This window comes from Listeria aquatica FSL S10-1188, from assembly GCF_000525795.1.
GTDB classification, from domain to species: domain Bacteria; phylum Bacillota; class Bacilli; order Lactobacillales; family Listeriaceae; genus Listeria; species Listeria aquatica.
The window spans coordinates 12803-33971 of sequence record NZ_AOCG01000021.1 but is presented as its reverse complement, the minus strand read 5'-3'; the positions used below and the strand labels follow the sequence as shown (position 1 = coordinate 33971).

16 protein-coding genes and 3 pseudogenes are annotated in these 21169 nt (G+C 41.3%); 4 read left to right on the top strand and 15 right to left on the bottom strand.

The annotated features are described in order from the left end of the window. Positions 1-24: 24 nt before the first annotated feature. The 11 genes and pseudogenes from ftsH to MAQA_RS12850 form a co-directional block, all read right to left on the bottom strand. Positions 25-2046: an ATP-dependent zinc metalloprotease FtsH gene (ftsH, locus tag MAQA_RS12900; RefSeq protein ID WP_052008620.1), complete on the bottom strand. Its 2022-nt coding sequence runs from the start codon at positions 2044-2046 to the stop codon at positions 25-27. 310 nt (positions 2047-2356) lie between these two features. After that, the gene (gene hpt, locus MAQA_RS12895; protein WP_036074450.1) at positions 2357-2902 is read right to left on the bottom strand and encodes a hypoxanthine phosphoribosyltransferase; all 546 of its coding nucleotides are present in this window, start codon (positions 2900-2902) and stop codon (positions 2357-2359) included. Positions 2903-2927: 25 nt separating this feature from the next. Further along, positions 2928-3278 carry a tRNA lysidine(34) synthetase TilS gene (tilS, locus tag MAQA_RS12890; protein WP_036074448.1) on the bottom strand — a complete coding sequence of 117 codons (351 nt, stop codon included), beginning with the start codon at positions 3276-3278 and terminating at the stop codon, positions 2928-2930. Then, entirely contained in the window at positions 3247-4299 is a 1053-nt protein-coding gene (gene tilS / locus MAQA_RS12885; RefSeq protein WP_052008619.1) for a tRNA lysidine(34) synthetase TilS, read from the bottom strand. Before tilS (MAQA_RS12885) ends, tilS (MAQA_RS12890) begins: the two co-directional genes overlap by 32 nt. Before the next feature lie 72 nt (positions 4300-4371). After that, complete coding sequence (locus tag MAQA_RS12880) at positions 4372-4794, bottom strand: S1 domain-containing RNA-binding protein (protein WP_036074446.1); 423 nt, start codon at positions 4792-4794, stop codon at positions 4372-4374. Between the two features lie 102 nt (positions 4795-4896). Next, on the bottom strand, positions 4897-5280 hold the full coding sequence (locus MAQA_RS12875) for an FtsB family cell division protein (protein ID WP_036074443.1): 384 nt from the start codon (positions 5278-5280) through the stop codon (positions 4897-4899). A gap of 152 nt (positions 5281-5432) precedes the next feature. Then, the gene (locus MAQA_RS12870; RefSeq protein WP_277619993.1) at positions 5433-5714 is read right to left on the bottom strand and encodes an RNA-binding S4 domain-containing protein; all 282 of its coding nucleotides are present in this window, start codon (positions 5712-5714) and stop codon (positions 5433-5435) included. 28 nt (positions 5715-5742) lie between these two features. After that, entirely contained in the window at positions 5743-7332 is a 1590-nt protein-coding gene (locus MAQA_RS12865) for a putative polysaccharide biosynthesis protein (protein ID WP_036074439.1), read from the bottom strand. 25 nt (positions 7333-7357) lie between these two features. After that, positions 7358-10914 (bottom strand): annotated as a pseudogene (mfd, locus tag MAQA_RS12860) (transcription-repair coupling factor). 114 nt (positions 10915-11028) lie between these two features. Further along, a pseudogene (gene pth, locus MAQA_RS12855) lies at positions 11029-11584 on the bottom strand (aminoacyl-tRNA hydrolase). A gap of 174 nt (positions 11585-11758) precedes the next feature. Then, a complete protein-coding gene (locus tag MAQA_RS12850) occupies positions 11759-12385 on the bottom strand; it encodes a 50S ribosomal protein L25/general stress protein Ctc (RefSeq protein WP_036074437.1) in 627 nt (208 codons plus the stop codon). A gap of 335 nt (positions 12386-12720) precedes the next feature. On the opposite strand from MAQA_RS12850, the gene MAQA_RS12845 reads away from it, so the two are divergent. Beyond that, a complete protein-coding gene (locus tag MAQA_RS12845; RefSeq protein ID WP_077913633.1) occupies positions 12721-13659 on the top strand; it encodes an L-lactate dehydrogenase in 939 nt (312 codons plus the stop codon). Positions 13660-13736: 77 nt separating this feature from the next. On the opposite strand, the gene MAQA_RS12840 is transcribed toward MAQA_RS12845, so the two are convergent. From MAQA_RS12840 to MAQA_RS12825, 4 genes are all read right to left on the bottom strand, one after another. After that, positions 13737-14114 carry a DUF956 family protein gene (locus tag MAQA_RS12840; RefSeq protein ID WP_036074433.1) on the bottom strand — a complete coding sequence of 126 codons (378 nt, stop codon included), beginning with the start codon at positions 14112-14114 and terminating at the stop codon, positions 13737-13739. 149 nt (positions 14115-14263) lie between these two features. Continuing rightward, on the bottom strand, positions 14264-15178 hold the full coding sequence (locus tag MAQA_RS12835; protein WP_036074432.1) for a PTS system mannose/fructose/sorbose family transporter subunit IID: 915 nt from the start codon (positions 15176-15178) through the stop codon (positions 14264-14266). Between the two features lie 24 nt (positions 15179-15202). Beyond that, positions 15203-16012, bottom strand: coding sequence for a PTS mannose/fructose/sorbose transporter subunit IIC (locus tag MAQA_RS12830; protein ID WP_036074431.1), 810 nt, complete (start codon positions 16010-16012; stop codon positions 15203-15205). A 22-nt stretch (positions 16013-16034) separates the two neighbouring features. Further along, complete coding sequence (locus MAQA_RS12825) at positions 16035-17039, bottom strand: mannose/fructose/sorbose PTS transporter subunit IIA (RefSeq protein WP_036074430.1); 1005 nt, start codon at positions 17037-17039, stop codon at positions 16035-16037. Positions 17040-17604: 565 nt separating this feature from the next. Here MAQA_RS12825 and ptcA point away from each other — a divergent pair. From ptcA to aguA, 3 genes and pseudogenes are all read left to right on the top strand, one after another. Beyond that, positions 17605-18628: pseudogene (gene ptcA, locus MAQA_RS12820) on the top strand (putrescine carbamoyltransferase). A gap of 93 nt (positions 18629-18721) precedes the next feature. Continuing rightward, positions 18722-20077 (top strand): APC family permease, encoded by a 1356-nt coding sequence (locus tag MAQA_RS12815; protein ID WP_036074428.1) that lies wholly within the window; start codon positions 18722-18724, stop codon positions 20075-20077. After that, on the top strand, positions 20074-21168 hold the full coding sequence (gene aguA / locus MAQA_RS12810) for an agmatine deiminase (protein WP_036074426.1): 1095 nt from the start codon (positions 20074-20076) through the stop codon (positions 21166-21168). The genes MAQA_RS12815 and aguA overlap by 4 nt, the downstream gene beginning before the upstream one ends. The last annotated feature ends 1 nt before the right edge of the window (position 21169 follow it).

Here is a 21169-nt window from a genome sequence, read left to right as displayed (position 1 = left end):
GAATTCGTTTCTTCCTGAATCTCTTTATCCTCTGCTTCGAATTTTTTTAGTTGCTTCTTCGCGGTCAACCTTATCTTCCGCGCTCGCATCTTCTTTCTCTTCCACAAACGATTTCGCATCTTCAGTTTCAGTTTTTTCTTCCCTTTCAGAAGGATACTCATCCTTATCTAGATCTGGAGGCATAACCCCATCATCAAACAAGGAACGAATTTGGCGAGCATCAAGCGTTTCAACTTCAAGCAAGGTTTCTGCAATCAATTTATGCTGCGCTTGATGTTCTAGAATAATATTTTTAGCACGGTCATAGCAGTAACGAATAATGCTTTGAACTTCCGTGTCAATCTCATAAGCAATCTTATCTGAGAAATCTTGTCCATTTCCGAAATCGCGTCCCATAAAGACTTGCCCATTTCCAGAAGTAAACTGAAGCGGGCCAATCTTATCACTCATGCCCCATTCCGTCACCATCCGGCGAGCAATTTCAGTCGCACGTTCAAAATCATTACTTGCGCCCGTTGTTACTTCACCAAATGTAACTTCTTCAGCAACGCGACCACCAAGTAGTCCTGTAATCCGGTCAAGAAGTTCTGGTTTACTCATCAAGAAACGATCTTCCTTAGGAAGCATGACGGCATAACCACCAGCTTGTCCACGTGGAACAATTGTAACCTTGTGAACCGTCTCCGCTTCATCTAGAACCATCCCAACGATTGTATGCCCACTTTCGTGATAAGCCACAACGCGTCGTTCTTTTGGTGAGATGACACGGTTTTTCTTCGCTGGCCCGGCAATTACACGGTCAGTCGCTTCATCAATATCACTCATATCTACTTGCTTCTTATCTGACCGAGCAGCCACAAGCGCGGCTTCGTTCAGTAAGTTTTCAAGATCGGCACCTGAAAATCCTGGAGTCCGTTGTGCAATAGCTTTCAAATCAACGCTCTTCGCAAGAGGTTTGTTTCTTGCGTGAACACGAAGGACAGCTTCACGTCCTTTAACATCTGGACGGTCAACCATAATTTGACGGTCAAAACGTCCTGGACGAAGAAGAGCTGGGTCAAGCACATCGGCACGGTTTGTCGCTGCAATGATGATGATCCCTTCATTACCACTGAAACCATCCATTTCAACAAGAAGTTGGTTTAGCGTTTGTTCACGTTCATCGTGTCCTCCGCCCATTCCAGCTCCACGCTGACGACCAACTGCATCAATTTCATCAATGAAAATGATACATGGCGCATTTTTCTTCGCATTTTCAAATAAGTCACGGACACGGCTTGCACCGACCCCGACAAACATTTCAACAAAGTCAGAACCACTGATTGAGAAGAATGGTACCCCAGCTTCCCCTGCAACAGCACGAGCTAGGAGTGTTTTACCAGTTCCTGGCGGTCCAACAAGGAGCACTCCTTTTGGAATGCGCGCACCAAGATCAGAAAACTTACGTGGATCTTTTAAGAATTCCACAACTTCAACAAGTTCTTGTTTTTCTTCATCAGCACCTGCTACATCTGTAAAGCGCACTTTCTTCTTATCATCATTGTAAAGTTTGGCTTTACTTTTCCCAAAGCTCATCACTTTACCGCCGCCACCGCCTTGCGATTGGCTCATCAAGAAGAAGAAGAGAATGATGATAATTAGGAACGGAATGATAGAAGAGAAGAAGGTTACCCAGCCACTATTTTGTTTAGCGGGAACAACTTCCATTTTCGTTTTATTGTCATCCGCAGCCGTTTGAATTTCTTTTAACAAGGAATCACTATTAATGGCATACGTTGTAAAAGCTGAATCACTTTTATTTTGTCCTAATCCAGAAGATTTCTCTTTTGAACTATCCGAGGATTTGAAATCCCCTTCAATGGTATAAACGCTTCGATCGGGTTGAATCGTAAATGATTTGACATCCCCATCTTGTAACTTCGTCATAAATTCGTTATAGCTGATATCTTTCGCAGCCTCTTTATTGGTATTAAAGGAAGCAACAATCCCGATAATCACGAGAAAAATTATGACATAAAATATCGCATTTCTAAAAAATCTGTTCATTCCTTACCTCCTCCCACGCAAGAGCCTGGACTAATCGTTTCACAATTTTTTCAAAGGAACGGTCTCATAGTACCATTCCCTAGATTTTCCGAAAAACACATCCGAGTTTGTAACCTCTTACGAAGATTCATGAATTAATATTTTTTAAACTTACAAATAAGTATGTTAACTGAAAAACTATGACTAATCATAGCACAACGAAATCGCCTTGCCTACTATTTTGCACGGTTTTTTAGGCAATTTCTTTCACATGTAAATCAGCCTTCTTTTCTCTATTTTACCGAAAAAAGAAAGGAAAGTGAAATAGAAATCATTCTGCATAAACTTCGGGTTTTAAAACGCCAATATAAGGAAGATTACGGTATTTTTCCGCGAAGTCTAAACCATAACCAACGACAAACTCATTCGGAACAACAAAACCAACATAATCAGCTTGGATATCCACATTTCGACCTTCTGGTTTATCGAGCAAAGTGACAAGCTTGACCGACTTAGCTTGGCGATATTTAAGCATATCCACTAGATAGCTAAGCGTTCTGCCACTATCCACAATGTCTTCCACAACCAAAACATCTCTTCCTTCAACCGAAGTATTCAAATCCTTGATAATTTTCACTTCTCCAGAAGAAACCATGCCATTTCCATAACTAGAAACATCCATAAAATCCATTTCTAGATAGGTGTCGATTCGTTTTAGTAAGTCAGTCATAAAAGGAGTAGCTCCTTTTAAAATGCCAATCACAAGCGGATTTCGTCCTTCATACTCCGTTGTTAGCTCCACACCAAGTTCACGAATTTTCTCTTGAATTTTTTCTTCACTGATTAGCACTTTCTGAATATCGTCATGCATACTCATTTTTCCTCCTAAATGTTTGCGGTATCTAATAATATACTGTTTTTTTTTCGCGACTCGGTTTTGTATCTTGGTTTGATTTCTTGATGCCAGGAATCCATAAAATTTGTCCCGTAAAATCCGTCACAATCGGAAGGCTATCCCGTAAATGGCGGGGAACTTTTTCCGTAATCAAAATTTCCTTTATTTTTTTAGTGCCACCGCTCCCCTTTAATTTCATTTTATCGCCAGGAAGGCGTGTTCGAATAATGAGTGGAAGCGTCACTTCGTCTGCGTCAACAATGATGCCATCTAGTCCTGAAGTTTGTACACCGGAACTTTTTTGCCGCATTTTGAGTTCTGAACCGTCACGCAAAACAATTCGATCTCCGGCTTCCATCTGATAATAAAACTCCTGAATTTTTCTGTTCCACTGGGAAAAATCCTTCAATTCGGTCATAAACTCGCCGAATTTTTAGTCCTTTCGGCAAATTTAACGATGCAGAAGGATTATCGCTTTTGACCAATGCCAAAATATCATCAACATGCTTCGCAGAAACCTCTTTTACTTCATCGTTTTTATACAGATAATTTAATAGTAAATGAATTAAGCGGCGTTGTAAAGGAAAGGCCGCACTTTTTACGCCGGAAATTTGAAGTTCGACTCCCGCTGATTTCACATTGCCAAACTTCACAAATTTTTGTAGTGCAAGTTCATCCAAAAAAGCCATATCTTCTTGCAGTTCAGATGAAAAGCGTGCAAAATGCTCCGCTACACGTGGATTCTCTTTTCGCAAAAAAGGAAGAACAACATGCCGGTAACGATTTCTCGTATAAAGTAGACTGTCATTGGTTTCATCCACAAAATAGGGCAGACCCTCCGCCTCAGCATAGGACAAAATCGTTTCTTTTGCCTCTTCTAGAAACGGGCGAATCAGCTTCCCTGAACTAAATGGACGAATCGCTCTCATACCTGCATAGCCACTCCCGAAACTCCCACGCACTAACCGCATCAAAATCGTTTCTACTTGATCGTCAGCATGATGAGCAAGAATCAATTTATCAAAGTGATGTTCAGTAAACGTAGCCTCAAAAAATGCATAACGTGCGTACCTTGCCGCTTCTTCAAAGCTCATCTTTGTTTCAGCTTGGAGCTTCTTAACATCTACTCGCTTGCTATAAAAGGGCAGATCATATTGCTTCGTAAACGCTTCGAGCGCTTCTTTTTCATCAGCACTTTCCTCACGGAGGGCGTGGTCAAGATGCACAACGCTCAAGTTTTCCTTGTAGCGCTTAAGCAAAAAATCCAGCAACGCGAAAGAATCCGGTCCTCCGGAAACTGCCAAAAGCAATTTCTCATCTGGCCGGATTAAATCATGCTTTAGAATAAAGTTTTCGACACGCCTTGAAAATTCATCCATTCTAAAAACCTTTCTTCCAAAATAAGGATGGGTAAAATGCCCATCCTTACCATCTCGTTTATGAATATACGCTTAGCCTCGTCTTGCTCCACGGCCGCCACGTTTTGATTCCGTTTGGCGTTTGATTGTTGAAAGTCTTTCATCACTATCTTTCAAGAATTTAGCCATTATGTCTTCAAAATCTTCAGGCTGTTTGGACTGAGCAGCTGGTTTCTTGTTATACTTCGGTTTCCGATCATAATTTCGTTCTGGACGTGGACGATCAACCGCTTTACGGATTGAAAGGCCAATCTTACCGTCATCCCCAACGTTCATAACTTTTACCGTCACTTCATCTCCAACCGATAAAATGTCATTAATATCTTTTACATAGTTATCTGCAACTTCACTAATATGAACTAAACCGGTTTTTCCACCATCCAGCTCAACAAACGCTCCAAAATTGGTAATCCCTGTAACTTTCCCTTGTACTTTGTTGCCTACTTCGATCGACATAAAAAAAAAGCTTCCTCCTTAAATTTTCACTCTATACAGCCTAATTATAACGATTTAAAAAAAACGTGTCAAACACCTGACTTTAGTCAAGCAGGCGCTTATTCAGATTTCTCTTTTTTTCTTTTCAGTTGGAGTATTAAAGATGATTTCCCCTTCTTTCGATAAATAATACTCGCTACGAGCAAGTTTTGCAATGTAATCATCATCGTGTAACTTGCTAATTTCACCTTTCAATTGTTTTTCTTCAAGCTTGGCATCTGCAAGTTTTTTCTCCACCTTCACTTTTTCAGCTTTTTTATCTTGCAAAAGCATCGTTTGCTTCGTGTAGAGCACAAAGAGAGCAGAAAAAACAACCGCAACGGCAACAAGAAGTACAGCCAGTCTTCTGGCTAGGGCGACACGGCGTCTGTTTCTAGCTTTATTTAGCGTTTCTTTATCTTTAATATAACGGTTTTGCATGCGTGTAACCGTCTTCTTCTCCTTCATGCCCTGCACCTCCATCAGCCTTCCGCCAAAATCAAATCAATTAGAAAGGATTCTTATAAAGATAATATCAATAATTTCACAATTTGTCCATCGTCATCTAATCAGATTTGACACCTTTTTTCAATTTTTTCACAAGAAAAAAAACGGCCACATTAGCGACCGCTTTCTCCGTTTTCTTGATCATTTCGTACTTCGCTTACAATTTTATACATTTCTGTTGCAGCTTCTTTACGCGCATTTTCCTCTAAGCGCTCCACAACAGCCGTCACAGTCTTGGGACCAAAACGGATGACCAGTTCATCTCCAGGCTTTACATTTGTTCCTGGTTTGGCCACGGTTCCATTAATCATAATCCGGCCTTTTTCTGCCACTTCTTTTGCAACCGTCCGCCGTTTAATTAGTCTTGAAACTTTTAAAAATTTATCCAAACGCATCACTTGTGCCATTTTCATTCCACCTTTATTATTTTTTAATCAATCTGCGACTCAGTCCATAAAGCTTTGAACCAAATGGCAGATAAACAAAATCTTGAGCTTCTAACAATCGATATCGTAGAGTAAACAAAAGGAAAACAAGTCCCCCTAAAAGACTTCCGCCAATAGCTTGAACCGCACTTCCAAGGCGTGATTCAAATGGGATAAAAAGTTCCCAGCAGACTGGAATCACACACATGAAAAGAAGCGCTAATCCAAGTTTTAACAAAGTATGGAAATTTGTAAATCCCACTTCCAGATTCTGCTTCAAAGCATAGCCGCAAATAAGCAAAATGACAAGAAGTCCGACCGATGTGGAAATTGCGGCGCCTAAAGTATCCCATTTTGGAACAAGCCACGAATTGAAAAGAATTTTCGCTATGAGCCCGACGACAACAGCAACAGCTGGGACAGCAAGTTTACCGAAACCTTGAAGGATACTACTCATCATGATGATCAGCGAGCTGAGCAAAACAGCTGGGATGAACATTTGCAAGACAAAGGTGCCATCGCTTGTTTCAAATAGCATCTGGTTGAGCGGTCGCATAATGATGATCAAGCCGACCGTCTCGGCTCCCGAGAGAATCAAGGTGAGTTTTACGGCAAGCTTCACAGATCGCGCCAATTGCCTCCGCTCGTTTTTCACTCGTGCCGCCGTAATCATAGGAACAAGCGCAAGGGCAAGTCCAGATGAGAGCACAAGACCAAGCTGCAAGATCGGCTGCCCCCGGTCATAAATCCCTTTAAGTGACTTTGCAGTGAATTCTGGGATGCCATTTTCTGCCATTAAGCGGTAAACTTGGAAGGAATCTGCGAGCTGGAATAAAATGAGCATCGCGCTAACGGTACAAATCGCTAGGCTTTGCCGCAAGAATTCTCGGCCGATCCCCTTCTTTTCAGTTCTGTTCGGGAATGTGCCCCAAATTTTGAGTCCTCCCTCCGAAAGTCGTTTCTTGTAAAAGCGACGTAGCAAAAAGACGGCAGCGAGTCCGCCAAACACGGCACCGCTCATCGCAAAACTGGCGGTTTCAGATAGTGTTTTCCCAAGGCGCAGCGCGAGCCATGACCCGATCAGGATGATGGATACGCGAATGATTTGTTCAACGGTCTGCGAAACAGCTGTCGGGCGCATATCTTCTTGTCCTTGAAAGTATCCGCGTAAAAAAGCAAGCTGCGGAGTGAGCAAGAAAACTAGGCTAATAACTCGAATTGGACTGGAAAGTTCGCTATCCCCCATCAAATTCGCAAATAAACCTGCACCGAGAAATAGGATTCCAAACAAGCTAAAGCACAGCACTTTCAGCGTTCGATATACTGATTGTAAAATAATTCGTTGTTTGCGAAGATCCTGCTCTGCTTCTGCCATCATTTTGGATACCACAACTGGGAAACCACCTAAAGCGAGTGTCATCGCAATTCCATAAATAGGATAGACTTGTTGAAAAATATAAAAACCAACGTCACCAACTAAGTTTTGGAACGGTACACGATAAACGGCACTTAAAATCTTGGAGACAAGCGAGGCGATCGTGAGCAGTAAAGCGCCATGCATTAAATTTTTAATTGAGCGTTCTACCATGCTTAACCGCCTTTCTCGCTTTCTCTCACCTAATTTTAGGCTTTTTCAGCGGGTTCTTTCTTTTTTTTACAGCTTTCTTCAATTTTTTGAGTAATTCTTTGATATTGAAAAGCCATTCTTGCAAGGTTTTATTTTGGATGTTCATGGTAAGCTTTAGCGCTGCCCCGTCCATACCGACGCCAATTGAACGACCAAATTCGCCTACAGCTTCCATCACAACATCTCCGCGAACTTGTTTCGTTCCTTCGTCTGAATACATAAGAATGATTTTCTTACCTTCTTCTTTAATCACTTCAACGCCATCCAGAAGCGCGAGAATCCGAAGTTCAGTCACGCTGAATAAATACTCTACTTCTTCAGGGTATTCCCCAAAACGATCAATCATGTCGCTCCGAAGCGTCTCTAACTCTTCTTCATTTGTCACATTACGGAATCGTTTATACATTTCAATTTTTTGCCGACTATCCGTGGTGTAGTATTCTGGGATATACGCATCCAGTTGAATGTCAATTTCAACAGGAGCGGCTTCTTCTTTTTCTTCTTGAGGCATTCTCTCTTCAATAGCATCCTTCAACATTTGTGAATAAAGGTCAAACCCGACAGAATCAATAAAGCCATGTTGCTGAGCGCCAAGGATATTCCCCGCCCCACGAATGGACAAGTCGCGCATCGCGATTTTAAATCCAGAACCAAGCTCTGTAAACTCTTTAATCGCTTGAAGCCGTTTTTCCGCCTCTTCTCGCAAGACTTTATCTTTTTTATACATGAAATACGCATAAGCGATTCGGTTCCAACGCCCAACGCGTCCTCGCAATTGATACAACTGCGAAAGTCCCATTCGATCAGCATCCTGTACAAAAAGGGTATTCACGTTTGGAATATCTACGCCAGTTTCGATGATGGTCGTTGTCACAAGCACATCGTATTCCCCTTCAAGGAAACTTAAAATAACGGATTCAAGCTCGGACTCCGTCATTTGCCCATGTGCTACGCCAACACGCGCATCTGGAACAAGCGCGCTGATTTCATCTGCTTTTTTCAAAATGGTCTCAACTCGGTTATAGAGATAGTAAACCTGACCATCACGCGCAAGCTCGCGTTCGATGGCTTCACGTACTAAAACGTTATTCTGCTCGGTCACATATGTCTGAACCGGAAAACGGTTCGCTGGCGGTGTTTCAATCACAGACAAATCCCGCACACCAATCATTGACATGTGCAAGGTCCGCGGAATTGGCGTCGCCGTAAGCGTAAGCACATCAATTTTAGATCTGATTTGTTTGATTTTTTTCTTTATGTGTTACGCCGAAGCGTTGCTCTTCATCAACCACTAGAAAGCCTAAATCGCGGTATTTAACATCTTTCGAAAGCAAGCGGTGTGTGCCGACAACAATATCAATCGTCCCACTTGCAAGTCCTTTTATAGTTTCATTTTGTTCTTTTCTCGTTCTGAAACGGCTAAGCAAACCAACATTGATCGGGAACCCTTGAAATCGTTCTTTCATCGTTTCAAAATGCTGCTGGGCAAGTATCGTAGTTGGAACTAAAAATGCCACTTGTTTCCCGTCCATCATTGCTTTAAAAGCAGCTCGAAGCGCCACTTCCGTTTTCCCATAACCCACGTCTCCAACGAGCAACCGGTCCATCGGGCGAATCCGTTCCATGTCTTTTTTGATTTCTTTAATCGAACGGAGCTGGTCATCTGTTTCTTGATACGGGAAGGAGTCTTCAAATTCCCGCTGCATGTCGCTATCTGGACTGAAAGCAAACCCTTGTTCAGCTTCACGCTCTGCATATAACTTGATCAAATCATCGGCAATATCTTGCACGGAAGCTTTCACTTTCGTCTTCACGCGCTTCCATTCGCTTCCGCCTAGTTTATTAAGTTTTGGTGCTTTCCCTTCTGCACCAACATACTTTTGCACAAGCTCAAGCTGCTCTACTGGAATAAACAGTTTATCTTCTCCTTGATAAACAAGCAACAAATAATCTTTATGGACGCCGCTAATTTCAAGTGTTTCCATACCAACATACCGGGCAATCCCATGATTAACATGAACAACATAATCGCCAACTTTAAGTTCTGAATAACTTTGAATTCGTTCCGCATTCGAAAGTTTTTGACGTTTTTTTTGCTTTTTTCACTTGCTTGTTAAACAATTCCGTTTCGCTAATGATCGCAACTTTTGAAAGCGGCAATTCGAAGCCATTTTGGAAACTGCCAATCACAAATTGGATGACCCCATATTTGGGAACATCTTCCTCGCGTTTTAATACAACGCTTTCCATATCATAATCCGCAAGCGTCTGCTGCATTTTTTCCGCCCGTTCAAGGGTTGGCGCGAGAATCACGACCGCATAATTATTTTTATGCCAGCTCGCCACTTCAGTTTGTAATACGGACATTTGTCCGTGGAACTGCTGCATTTGTTTATAAACAAAGTTAGTCGTTTTCGAAACTCTGAGACTACCTTGAGTTTTCTGGAATAAAGTTAAATAAATTTTCGGAGAACGATTTTCTTCCATTAAATCATGAAAATGGTGCCCAAGCTGCACGTCACGAACAGTTTCAAGTCGACTGAGCGTCTCTGTTTGCCACTCAGCTTCTTCGCGCTCTAACCCCTCATCTGTCTCTTGAATACGCGCAAATTCGTCTAAAACGAGCACCGTGTTTTCTGCCGCGTAATCAAATAGCGAAGCCGGGTCCGGGTAAGCTAACCCAATGTATTTAAAAAACAAATCTGGCTTAATACCCGAACGTAGCAATTCAAGATCCGTTTCGATGTTGCTTACAAGTGTTTCTTTATCTTCCGGATTTTTCATATTAGAAAGCGTATCCGAAAGACCTTTTTCAAGTCGTTTCACAATATCTGGAAAATAAGCAGCTTCAAGCAAAATTTCCGTTGCAGGTAAAATTTGGAACTCTTCAATTTTATTTTGCGAACGTTGTGTTTCTACATCAAAGTAACGCAGTGAGTCAATCTCTGTATCAAACAGCTCAATTCGAATCGGGTATTCTTCTGTAATTGGGTACACATCAATGATACCACCACGAACGCTAAACTCACCCGGCGTATTGACCATGCCACTCATAGAGTATCCCATGGTAACAAGGCTTTCCTTCAACTGTTCCGGTTCGATTTCTTCACCTTGAACAAGACGAAGGTTATACTTTTCCCAAAGCGAAACAGGCGGAAGCAATTTCCTCAACCCTGAAACTGGTACAACAACAATTCCTGGGCGCTTTGTAAGCAAGAAATTAAGTGCTTCAACACGCTGTCCGCGAAGTTCCGGACTCGATACGCTAAGCTCTGAGGAAATGAGTTCATCGGCTGGATATAAAAACAAACGATCACTATCCATTAGCGATAAAAGATCGTCATATAATTTTTGCGCATGATATAAATTATGTGTAATCAAAAGTACCGGACGCTTTGTCGCATTCTCAATGACACTTGCAAAAAGCGCACGTGCTGATCCTGAAAGTCCTGTAACAAGCTGAGATTCTTTTTTATTTGCAACCGCGCTTACAATATCGCGGATTTCTTTTTGGTCGTAGATTAGCTGTTTCAAGCCCTTCAAAACGATCCTCTCCTTCAATCCAATCTGGCTTCTTTCTTTTTCTGAAAATTCCTTCTTTCTGAAACGAGTAAGGCAGCATGCCAAGTGGGCGTTCGGAAACCCGACCAAGCATGCTTAATTATAACGATTCATAACATCAATAAAGGGTAGCTTCACAGCATCTTCAATCGCATCCGCACTTTTTTTTAATCGCGGCAATCATTTCTGGCTGCTCAACTTTACTAAAATCCCCTAATACATAGTGAATAATTTCACCATGCTCCGGGCGATCGATCCCCACACGTATCCGATCAAACGATTGCGTCTTCAAATGAGCAATCAACGACCGCATACCGTTATGCCCGCCAGCACTTCCTTTTTGTCGCAATCTAATTTTCCCGATCGGTAAATCCAAATCGTCATAGACCACAACCAAATCTTCTATTTCAACATTATAATAATCCATCAGCGGACGCACACACTCCCCAGAAGCATTCATGAAAGTTAACGGCTTCACAAGCATCACTTTTTCCCCGTTAATAATCGGCGTACTGATCATTCCATTAAATTTCGTGCTTTTCCATGGTGTTTGAAAGCGAAAACTCAGTTCATCCACTACCATAAAACCTGCATTATGCCGTGTTCGTTCATATTTTTTCCCGGGATTACCGAGTCCTACAATCATCTTCATTGCTATTCTCCCCGCTCAATAAAACCACTTCACCTTGCGAACTGGTTTTCACTCTGTAATGATTATTTGTTTGATTATAACATGATTCTAGTGGTTTTTAAAGTTTCCGCCACTCCACAAAAAAAGCGCAACGCCTTACGGCATCACGCTTTCACTTTCATTTTTCAAACGTAGTTATTCAACAGGTTCCTCAGCAGTTCCATGAGCAGCCTCTGGTTCAGGAGCAGCTGTGTCTGCTTCCACTTCTTCTTCAACACGTGGTGCCGCAACCGTTACGATCGCTTCTTCTCCATCTGTAATTACTTCATAATCAGAACCTGCATCAAGATCGCTAACAGCAAGCGAGTCCCCAATTTCAAGTTTCGAAATGTCGACTTCAATTGATTCTGGAAGTTTGTCTGGTGTTGCTTTCACATTTACTTCATATAGAACTTGCTGCAATACGCCGCCAGCTTTCACACCAACAGATTCACCAACAAGGTCAATCCGAACCTCAGCTTCTACTTCTTCGCTCATATTAACAGCAAGGAAATCAACGTGAATAACTTCATCTTTAATAGGATCTTTTTGATATTGATGTAGCAGCACATTAAATTTTGAGCCGCCAACATTTACAGCGAATACTGCGTTCTTTCCGTGTTCACGTACCGCTTTGATTAATTCAAGTCCATCAACCGAAACAGGAACGTTTTCAGTTTTATAACCATAAATAATCGCTGGGATACGTCCAGATTCACGTACTTCTGTCACTTGTGAATGCGGTTTCGTATCTCTTTTTTGAACTTCTAATGTCGTTGCCATAAAAAATCCACTCCACTCATTCAATTTGTATTCTTTAACAACTAAAGTTTACCCCACCTGTTTGTTTTTAAACAAAATGTTTATCTTCCCATAATTAATGGTAAACAAAAACTAGTGTGAAACTTTGTTATTACTCTTCTATTGTATCGCAATTTTTCGAGCTCTCAAAATTTTTCGCATCATTATTTGGAATGAAAAGGATTACAAACTGTATTATAGCGCTTACAAAATTTTATTAGTACAAATTTCCAAATTAAGGACGTTCATAGTTTCACAAACTGTAATAAAGTGTTATACTGTGTTAGTAAAAAGTTTTCTAAGGAGGAAGTTGTATGATTAAAGACCACCAAAAAATTATTTTGATTGGTGATGGCGCTGTAGGTTCTAGCTATGCATTTGCGTGCGTTAACCTTGGAATTGGACAAGAATTTGGTATCATCGACATCGATAAAGATAGAACGATTGGAGATGCAATCGACCTTAGCCACGCTGTCCCGTTTTCTACACCAAAGAAAATCTATTCCGCTAATTATAGCGATTGCGGCGATGCCGATCTAATTGTTATCACAGCAGGTACTGCACAAAAACCTGGTGAAACTCGTCTTGACCTAGTAAACCGTAACATCAAAATCATGAAAGGGATCATCGATGAAGTCATGGCAAGCGGTTTTGATGGGATCTTCCTAATTGCGTCAAACCCTGTTGACGTATTAACTTACGCAACTTGGAAATTCTCTGGACTTCCAAAAGAACGTGTTATCGGTTCTGGAACAAGTTTAGATACAGCTCGTTTCCGTTCTTCAATTGCTGACTATGTAAAAGTGGACGCTCGAAATGTGCATGGATATATTCTCGGGGAACACGGCGACACTGAATTCCCAGCTTGGAGCCATACAACTGTTGGTGGACTTCCAATCTCCGAATGGATTAAAGAAGACGAACAAGGAGCAATGGACACGATTTTCGAAAGTGTTCGTGATGCTGCCTACGAAATCATTAACAAAAAAGGCGCTACATTCTACGGGATCGCCGCTGCACTCGCACGTATTACACAAGCTATTTTAAACAACGAAAATGCGATTTTACCTCTTTCTGTCTATCTAGATGGTCACTATAATTTAAACGATATCTATATCGGCGCTCCAGCTGTTGTTAACCGCCGTGGTGTTCGCCATATCGTTGAAATGAAATTAACTGAAGAAGAACAAGCAAAAATGAAAGCTTCTGCAGATACACTGAAAAAAGTGCTTGACGACGCAATGAAAGAACTCTAAGTTTGATCCATACAAAAACAGGTCGAAAATTTCGGCCTGTTTTTTTGCGTCTATCATTAATAAAGATAAAGACGTTCTTATTTTTTCTTCTTAAATTTAGACTGGAAAGCTCGTTTAATGACATCAAAGAAGCTTTGCGAAGGAACCATATTAGCCGGATCGACATATACGCGAATCGCACGAAGTACGAGCTTTGGTTTCTTAGCCGAAAAAGTATAGGTCCCATTGCGTTTTGTTTTAATCGCAAAGCGCGGAATCCATTTTCCTCTAAGCATCACTGAAACGATGACTTGATCCACTTCTTCCCAAGGGATTTGAATAAACTTGCGCACATCTCGAGAATTAAAAAACTCAAATCCTTTGTCGCCAATCATGATTTTCCCATAATCTGTCAGTCCAGTAAACGCAGTAGCATCCTCCGTCAAGTCGACTTTCGTATTGATCGATTGAACCAATTAGCCTCGCTCCATTTCTTATTATTTATTTCATTTAATTATACGTTTCTTTCTTCAAGAAGCCAATAAAAAGCGGCTGATGCAACTAATCACCAACCGCTCAAAGCAAGCTTCTACATTTTCCAAGCAAAATGTCCGCCGAAAGTTTCTTATAGAAGTCCGATTACGTGTCCGCCGATACCGACAACGAATAGACCAAGGATAATGATGATCGGGCTGACTTTCTTTCTAAGCAACCACATACATAAGAATGTAAGAAGTAGCGGAACAAGTCCAGGAATCAAATTATCCAAGTTATCTTGTAAAGTCGTAACTTTGACTTTCGTAAGCGATAAACCAGCATCTTGCTGTTCAAGAGCTTTTTGAATTCCTGCAGCACCTTTTGGAAGTTTATCCCAATCAATATACGCACCATCATCTAATTTAACTTTAGAGATAACCGGCATAAACTTGATCGAAACCCATCTTTCAACAAGCCCGGCGAGCACAAACATACCAAGTATCGATGCACCCTTTGTAATATTTTGCAGCAAACCACCAGAAAGGTCTTCTGTAATTTTAGAACCAGCTTTATAAGCGAATTCTTGTGTATACCACATGAAGCCCCAACGGATAATATTCCATGCAAGGAAGAAAATGATTGGTCCGAGGATATTTCCACTCATAGCAAGTGAAGCACCAAGCGCACCAAGCATTGGACGAACAGTAAACCAGAACACAGGGTCACCAACACCTGCAAGTGGTCCCATCATACCAACTTTAACCCCTTGGATTGCTACATCATCAACTGGAGCGCCTTTCGCACGATCCTCTTCCAGTGCTAGTGTTACCCCAAGAATAGGAGAAGCAATGTATGGGTGAGTATTAAAAAATTCAAGGTGACGTTTTAACGCCGCAGAACGATCTTCTTTTGATTTATATAATTTTTTGATTGCTGGAATCATTGAGAATGCCCAGCCGCCATTTTGCATACGTTCGTAGTTCCAAGAACCTTGGATAAACGTTGAACGCCAAGCGACTTTCAGACGATCTCGTTTCGTTAATTCAATTTTTTCTTCTGCCATTTTCTTTTCCTCCTTTTTTCCAGATTAATAATCGTTTAGTATGTCGCCAAGTGGATCATTGGAACTGCTTCCGCCGCCTCCACCGCCATTTGAGTTTCCACCCATTTTGGAAAGTTGCAGATAGATAAGCGCAAGCGCAACACCGATTGCTCCTAGCGCGATAAGTGTAAGTTCAGAAATCGCAGCGAGGACGAAACCAAGGATGAAGAATGGCCAAACTTCTTTTGTTGCCATCATGTTAATAACAAGTGCATAACCAACGGCTACGACCATTCCCCCACCGATTGCCATACCATCTGTCAACCAAGCTGGCATTGATTCTAGGAATGATTGTACTGTATGTGCTGGAATGAAAAGAAGTGCTGCTGCAGGAATTGCAATACGTAAACCTTGCATACAAACCGCTCCAATGTGAAGCCATTCAATCCTACGAATATTCCCTTTTTCTGCCGCACCATCCATCAAGTGAACGATCGGAACAGCTAGCGTACGAACGATCATTGTTAAGAAAAGACCTGCTACTGCAAGCGGAATCGCAATAGCAATCGCTGAAGGAATCCCACTAACACCTTGTCCGCCTAATACTAAAATAATTGCTGATGCAACGGACGCAAGTGCAGCATCGGGAGCTACAGCTGCACCAATGTTTGCCCAACCAAGCGCGATCATTTGAAGAGTTCCCCCAAGAATGATTCCCGCTGTTAAGTTACCAGTTACTAAACCGATTAACGTACATGCCACAAGCGGTTGATGGAATTGAAATTCATCCAAAATCCCTTCAATCCCCGCAAGAAAGGCAACAACTATTACTAAAATCATTGATATTATAGTCATAATTGACCTCCTACTTTTTTATTTACGTTACTTCTATTGTTTTTTTTAATTCTGCTTCTGCTTTTTTCAAAAGTTCATCAATGTTTCCACGTGAATCATTTGGAACTTTACGAACATCGAATTTAACACCTTTTTCTTTCAGTTTCTCGAAAGCATCGACGTCTTCTTGTCCCATCGAAAGAACTTTACTTACAACGACTTTCCCAACAGAGTGTGCAAGCGAGCCAACATTCACTTCTTCAATGTCAACGCCACCTTCGACAACACGTAACACATCTTCAGGATTTTCAAATAATAAGAGTGCTTTCGTATTTCCAAAACGTGGATCTTTTGCAATTTCGATCATCTTATTAATTGGAATAACATTCGCTTTAACACCTGGAGGTGCAGCTTGTTCAATTAGTTTTTTACGAAGATCATCTTTTGAAACCGCATCTGATACAACAATGATTCGGTTTGGAAGTGTTGATTTTGTCCAAGCCGTTGCCACTTGACCGTGAAGCAAGCGAGAGTCAATTCGTGCTAAAACAAACTTGATTTTCCCGTCGCCAACAACCGTTCCAGGTGCAAGCGCTTCTTTTGGCTGTGCATCAGCTGAAGCTCCTCCTGCCGTTTCTTGTTTTGGTTCAAGTTCTTCCGGTTTGATACGGATACCTTCTTTACCAGTTTCGATAATGTGTGCAGCAATTTCTTGCGCTGATTCCATTGTAAAACGGGAAGCATATGCTTCGATCAGCATCGGAAGGTTAAGCCCTGCCACGATTGCCCATTTATCTTTGTGGTCTTCAAATAGGTTATTTGCTTGGTTAAATGGAGTACCACCCCAAAGATCGACTAAGAATAGTACTTCATCTTGATTATCAAAGCTAGAAATGGCTTCTTCCATTTTCGCTCTAACATCATCTGGTCCTTCATTCGGCATCAAAGTAATTGCTTTAACATTTTCTTGTTCTCCGAAAATCATAGAACCAGATTGTAAGATCCCTGCAGCAAATTCCCCATGGGTCGCGAGGATAATTCCTACCATTTTTTTACCTCCTAAATAGTTTGATTTTTTTCCCAAACAGGCGAGCTAAGTTAGTTTCAGATAGCTTCCTGCTCAGAAGACGGCTCTCCCTTTTTCAACCGCCCCCCTTCAAGTTTTCAAATCCTTCTACTAAAGCTGCGCAATAAAAAGTTTTACCGCTTCCATTTTCATCGCAACTTCGCCTAAATATTATATTGCAAGTTCCGTGCCAACTTAGTGTATTAAAAATGAAATTCCTTTATATCAGCCATTTTTAATGGTTTTTCAAACTAGAAACTGTTAGTGTATCATAAATCAATACGGTATCGCTTCTCAAATTTCAGTGTATTATTTTACAAATTAGTGTAGTCTTTCCTCTTTTACCCGCAAAAATATAGTTTCTCTTCTCCGTTTGCATTTGCGTCTTTGTTACTCAAAAAGTAACAGGTTACAATCTTTTTTCCTTCGTTTTTAAAGCTTTAAAAAGCATTTCCAAACAAACTTGCATATACTATGATGTTGCTGTGGCAAAGAAATACTCGAGTATGCCCGTGTGATTCCCAAACTTACTTTTGAGGTGAAACTAATGATTAAAAAAAGAGACTACATTGATACGAACGATTTTACAAAAGAAGAAATAGTATATTTAATTGATTTGGCATTAAAACTAAAAGAAGCAATTAAAAGTGGCTATTATCCCCCTATTTTACGCAATAAATCACTTGGTATGATTTTCGAGCAATCTTCAACGCGGACTCGTGTATCTTTTGAAACTGCGATGACTCAACTTGGTGGTCACGCTCAGTACCTCGCTCCTGGTCAAATCCAGCTCGGCGGACACGAAAGCGTCGGCGATACAGCGCGCGTTTTATCACGCTTAGTGGATATTTTAATGGCACGTGTTGAACGTCACGATACAGTCGTCGCACTTGCCAACGATGCAACTATTCCTGTCATTAACGGAATGAGTGATTACAACCACCCTACGCAAGAACTCGGGGATGCGATTACAATGATTGAACATCTCCCTGAAGGTAAACGAATTGAAGACTGCAAAATCGTCTTTGTCGGCGATGCTACACAAGTTTGTGCTTCAACTATGTTCATGGCTACAAAACTTGGAATGGATTTTGTTCAATTTGGGCCAAAAGGATTCCAACTTAAAGAACATCACTTAGAAATCGGTCGTGAAAACTGTGCAATTTCTGGTGGAAGTGTTTTAGTAACAGAAGACGCTGATGAAGCACTTAAAGATGCTGATTTCATTTACACAGATGTGTGGTACGGACTTTATGAAGCTGAACTTTCCGAAGAAGAAAGAATGAACGTGTTCTATCCCAAATATCAAGTCAATATAGATCTAGTGGAAAAAAGCTGCGCCACATGTCAAATTTATGCACTGTTTACCAGCAACACGTGGCGAAGAAGTAACCGATGAAGTTCTTGACGCACCTTTTTCAGTTGTACTTGACGAAGCTGAAAACCGCTTAACCGCAATGCGCTCACTTCTCGTTTATTTCCTTAAACGTTATCTAAACTATGCGGAAGAAGCTACTTGCACAAAATTCGATGCTGACATCCAACAACTACTCAGGAACTATGTTGACTGAGTATAACTAAATAACCATCCAGGAAGAAGGAGTTTTTCCTTCTTCCCACTTAAAAGAGGAAGTGTTTTTTTTTGAAAAAGAAAAAGTTTTCGCTTGTTTGATGCAGTTCTCATGGCTGTCTGCGTTATCTTAGTCGTTGAATCCGCTGCCCCAGCAGCCGCTATTGGCTCTTCCCAATTTTTCTGGTGGATCGCCTTACTCATTTTGTTTTTCCTCCCTTACGGACTCATATCCGCGGAGCTCGGAACTACCTATGATGATGAGGGCGGAATTTACGACTGGGTGAAACGTGCATTTGGAAACAGATGGGGCGGCCGTGTTGCTTGGCTTTACTGGATTAATTATCCAATTTGGATGGCAAGTCTCGCCGTGCTATTCATGGAAGTAGCTACACAAATTTTCAAGCTACATCTAAGCACGCCTATCTCTATCCTCATCCAACTACTATTTATTTGGCTCGTTGTGCTCATCAGTTGTTATCCAGTCAGCGACAGTAAATGGATTTTGAATTTAGCAGCTTTTTGCAAAGTCTTCATCATGTTGAGCCTTGGTATTTTAGGCATTTATTTTGCTGTCACAAAAGGACTTGCTAACGACTTTTCTGGAAAGGCGCTCTTACCAAGTTTCGACTTAAATAGTTTGTCTTTCATCTCGATTATCTTATTTAATTTTCTTGGATTCGAAGTTGTCACAACACTTGCAGGTGACATGGAAAATCCAAAAAAACAAATTCCACAGGCCATTATCATCGGTGGTATTTTAATTGCTTTCTTTTACTTGTTTGCAGCATTCGGTATGGGAGCTGCAATCCCAACTTCGCAATTATCGACATCCGGTGGCATGATCGATAGCTTTATCATGCTAGTCGGCAAACTAAATCCGTTTGTCATTATCATTGGCATCATGTTTATGTACACATTAATCGCCAATCTTATATCTTGGGCACTTGGTGTAAACTACGTTGCCATGTACGCTGCTAAAAACCACGATTTACCACGTGTATTTGGTGTCCAAAACAAGAAAAACGAAATGCCCATCGGCGCAAGCATTTTAAATGGTATCGTCGCTTCTGCACTCGTTATTGTTGCACCGCTTATCCCAAATGAAAATATTTTCTGGGCGTTCTTTGCGCTAAATGTGGTCGCGCTTCTTGCTTCCTACATTATGATGTTTCCAGCTTTCTTAAAACTACGGAAAATCGATCCAGACAGGCCACGCCCATTTAAAGTATTTGGTGGAAAAGTACTCTTATATTTGTTTACCTATATCCCTGTTGTACTCCTTGTGATTACACTTATCTTTTCGGCTGTACCACTAAATGGTTCCGCAGCTGAATTGAATGAAAAAGTCCCTATTCTAATCGGTGCTATAGCCGCCTTTATTGTTGGAGAAATTTGTATTCACATGGCAGGTAAACAAAAGAATAATAGAAAGGATGAAAAAGATTGAAAACTTTAGATAGTTCCCCTAGAAAAGATGGATTCAGAATGCCTGGTGAGTTTGAAGAACATCGTGGTTGCTACTTGCTATGGCCTGAACGCCCCGACAATTGGCGTAACGGAGCCAAACCTGCACAAGATGCTTTTACAGCCGTAGCAACTGCGATCGCAAAATTCGAACCTGTTACTGTAGGCGTTTCTTCAGCTCAGTATAGCAACGCACGCCACATGCTTCCAGATTATGTACAAACCGTTGAAATCGATAACAATGATTCATGGATGCGTGATTGCGGCCCTACTTTTGTAAAAAATGATCAGGATGAAATCCGCGCCGTTGACTGGACTTTCAACGCTTGGGGAGGGCTTGTGGACGGACTTTATTTCCCTTGGGACAAAGATGATCAAGTCGCTCAAAAGGTCGCCGAACTTGAATCTGCCGATCGCTATCGTTTGGAAAATTTTGTTCTTGAAGGTGGTTCTATCCACGTTGATGGTGAAGGAACACTGATTACAACGGAAGAATGTCTACTTTCCGAAGGACGCAACCCTGAACTTTCAAAAGCTCAAATCGAACAAATCTTAAAAGAGTACTTAAATCTTGAAAAAATAATCTGGTTGAAACACGGAATCTATTTGGATGAAACGAACGGTCACGTGGATAACATCTTGAATTATGTTGCTCCTGGTGAAGTGGCACTTGCTTGGACTGAGGACAAGTCAGATCCACAGTATAAAATTTCAAAGGAATGTCTTGATATTTTAGAGAGCGAAACGGATGCAAAGGGACGCAAACTAAAAGTACACAAGCTGCAAGTTCCAAAACCAATTTTAATTACAGAAGAAGAGAGCCGCGGTGTTGATGCTGTTGATGGAACACTTCCACGTGAAGCAGGCGATCGCCTCGCAGCAAGCTATATCAATTATTATTCAGCAAACGGCGGGATAGTTTTTCCTTTGTTTGGTGACCCAAATGATGACTTAGCACGCGAAATGCTTATAAAACTATATCCTGACCGTGAAGTTGTTGGTGTTCCTGCACGCGAAATCTTACTTGGCGGCGGAAATATTCACTGTATCACTCAACAAGTTCCTAAAGGATGAT

Coding starts and splice junctions, on each gene's coding strand:
- hpt (WP_036074450.1), bottom strand. CDS start 2,902: ATGAGTATGCATGACGATATTCAGAAAGTGCTAATCAGTGAAGAAAAA.
- MAQA_RS12875 (WP_036074443.1), bottom strand. CDS start 5,280: ATGAAGGAGAAGAAGACGGTTACACGCATGCAAAACCGTTATATTAAA.
- MAQA_RS12825 (WP_036074430.1), bottom strand. CDS start 17,039: ATGGTAGGAATTATCCTCGCGACCCATGGGGAATTTGCTGCAGGGATC.
- ftsH (WP_052008620.1), bottom strand. CDS start 2,046: ATGAACAGATTTTTTAGAAATGCGATATTTTATGTCATAATTTTTCTC.
- tilS (WP_036074448.1), bottom strand. CDS start 3,278: ATGGAAGCCGGAGATCGAATTGTTTTGCGTGACGGTTCAGAACTCAAA.
- MAQA_RS12835 (WP_036074432.1), bottom strand. CDS start 15,178: ATGGCAGAAGAAAAAATTGAATTAACGAAACGAGATCGTCTGAAAGTC.
- MAQA_RS12880 (WP_036074446.1), bottom strand. CDS start 4,794: ATGTCGATCGAAGTAGGCAACAAAGTACAAGGGAAAGTTACAGGGATT.
- MAQA_RS12830 (WP_036074431.1), bottom strand. CDS start 16,012: ATGACTATAATATCAATGATTTTAGTAATAGTTGTTGCCTTTCTTGCG.
- tilS (WP_052008619.1), bottom strand. CDS start 4,299: ATGGATGAATTTTCAAGGCGTGTCGAAAACTTTATTCTAAAGCATGAT.
- MAQA_RS12865 (WP_036074439.1), bottom strand. CDS start 7,332: ATGGTAGAACGCTCAATTAAAAATTTAATGCATGGCGCTTTACTGCTC.
- MAQA_RS12850 (WP_036074437.1), bottom strand. CDS start 12,385: ATGGCAACGACATTAGAAGTTCAAAAAAGAGATACGAAACCGCATTCA.
- MAQA_RS12870 (WP_277619993.1), bottom strand. CDS start 5,714: ATGCGTTTGGATAAATTTTTAAAAGTTTCAAGACTAATTAAACGGCGG.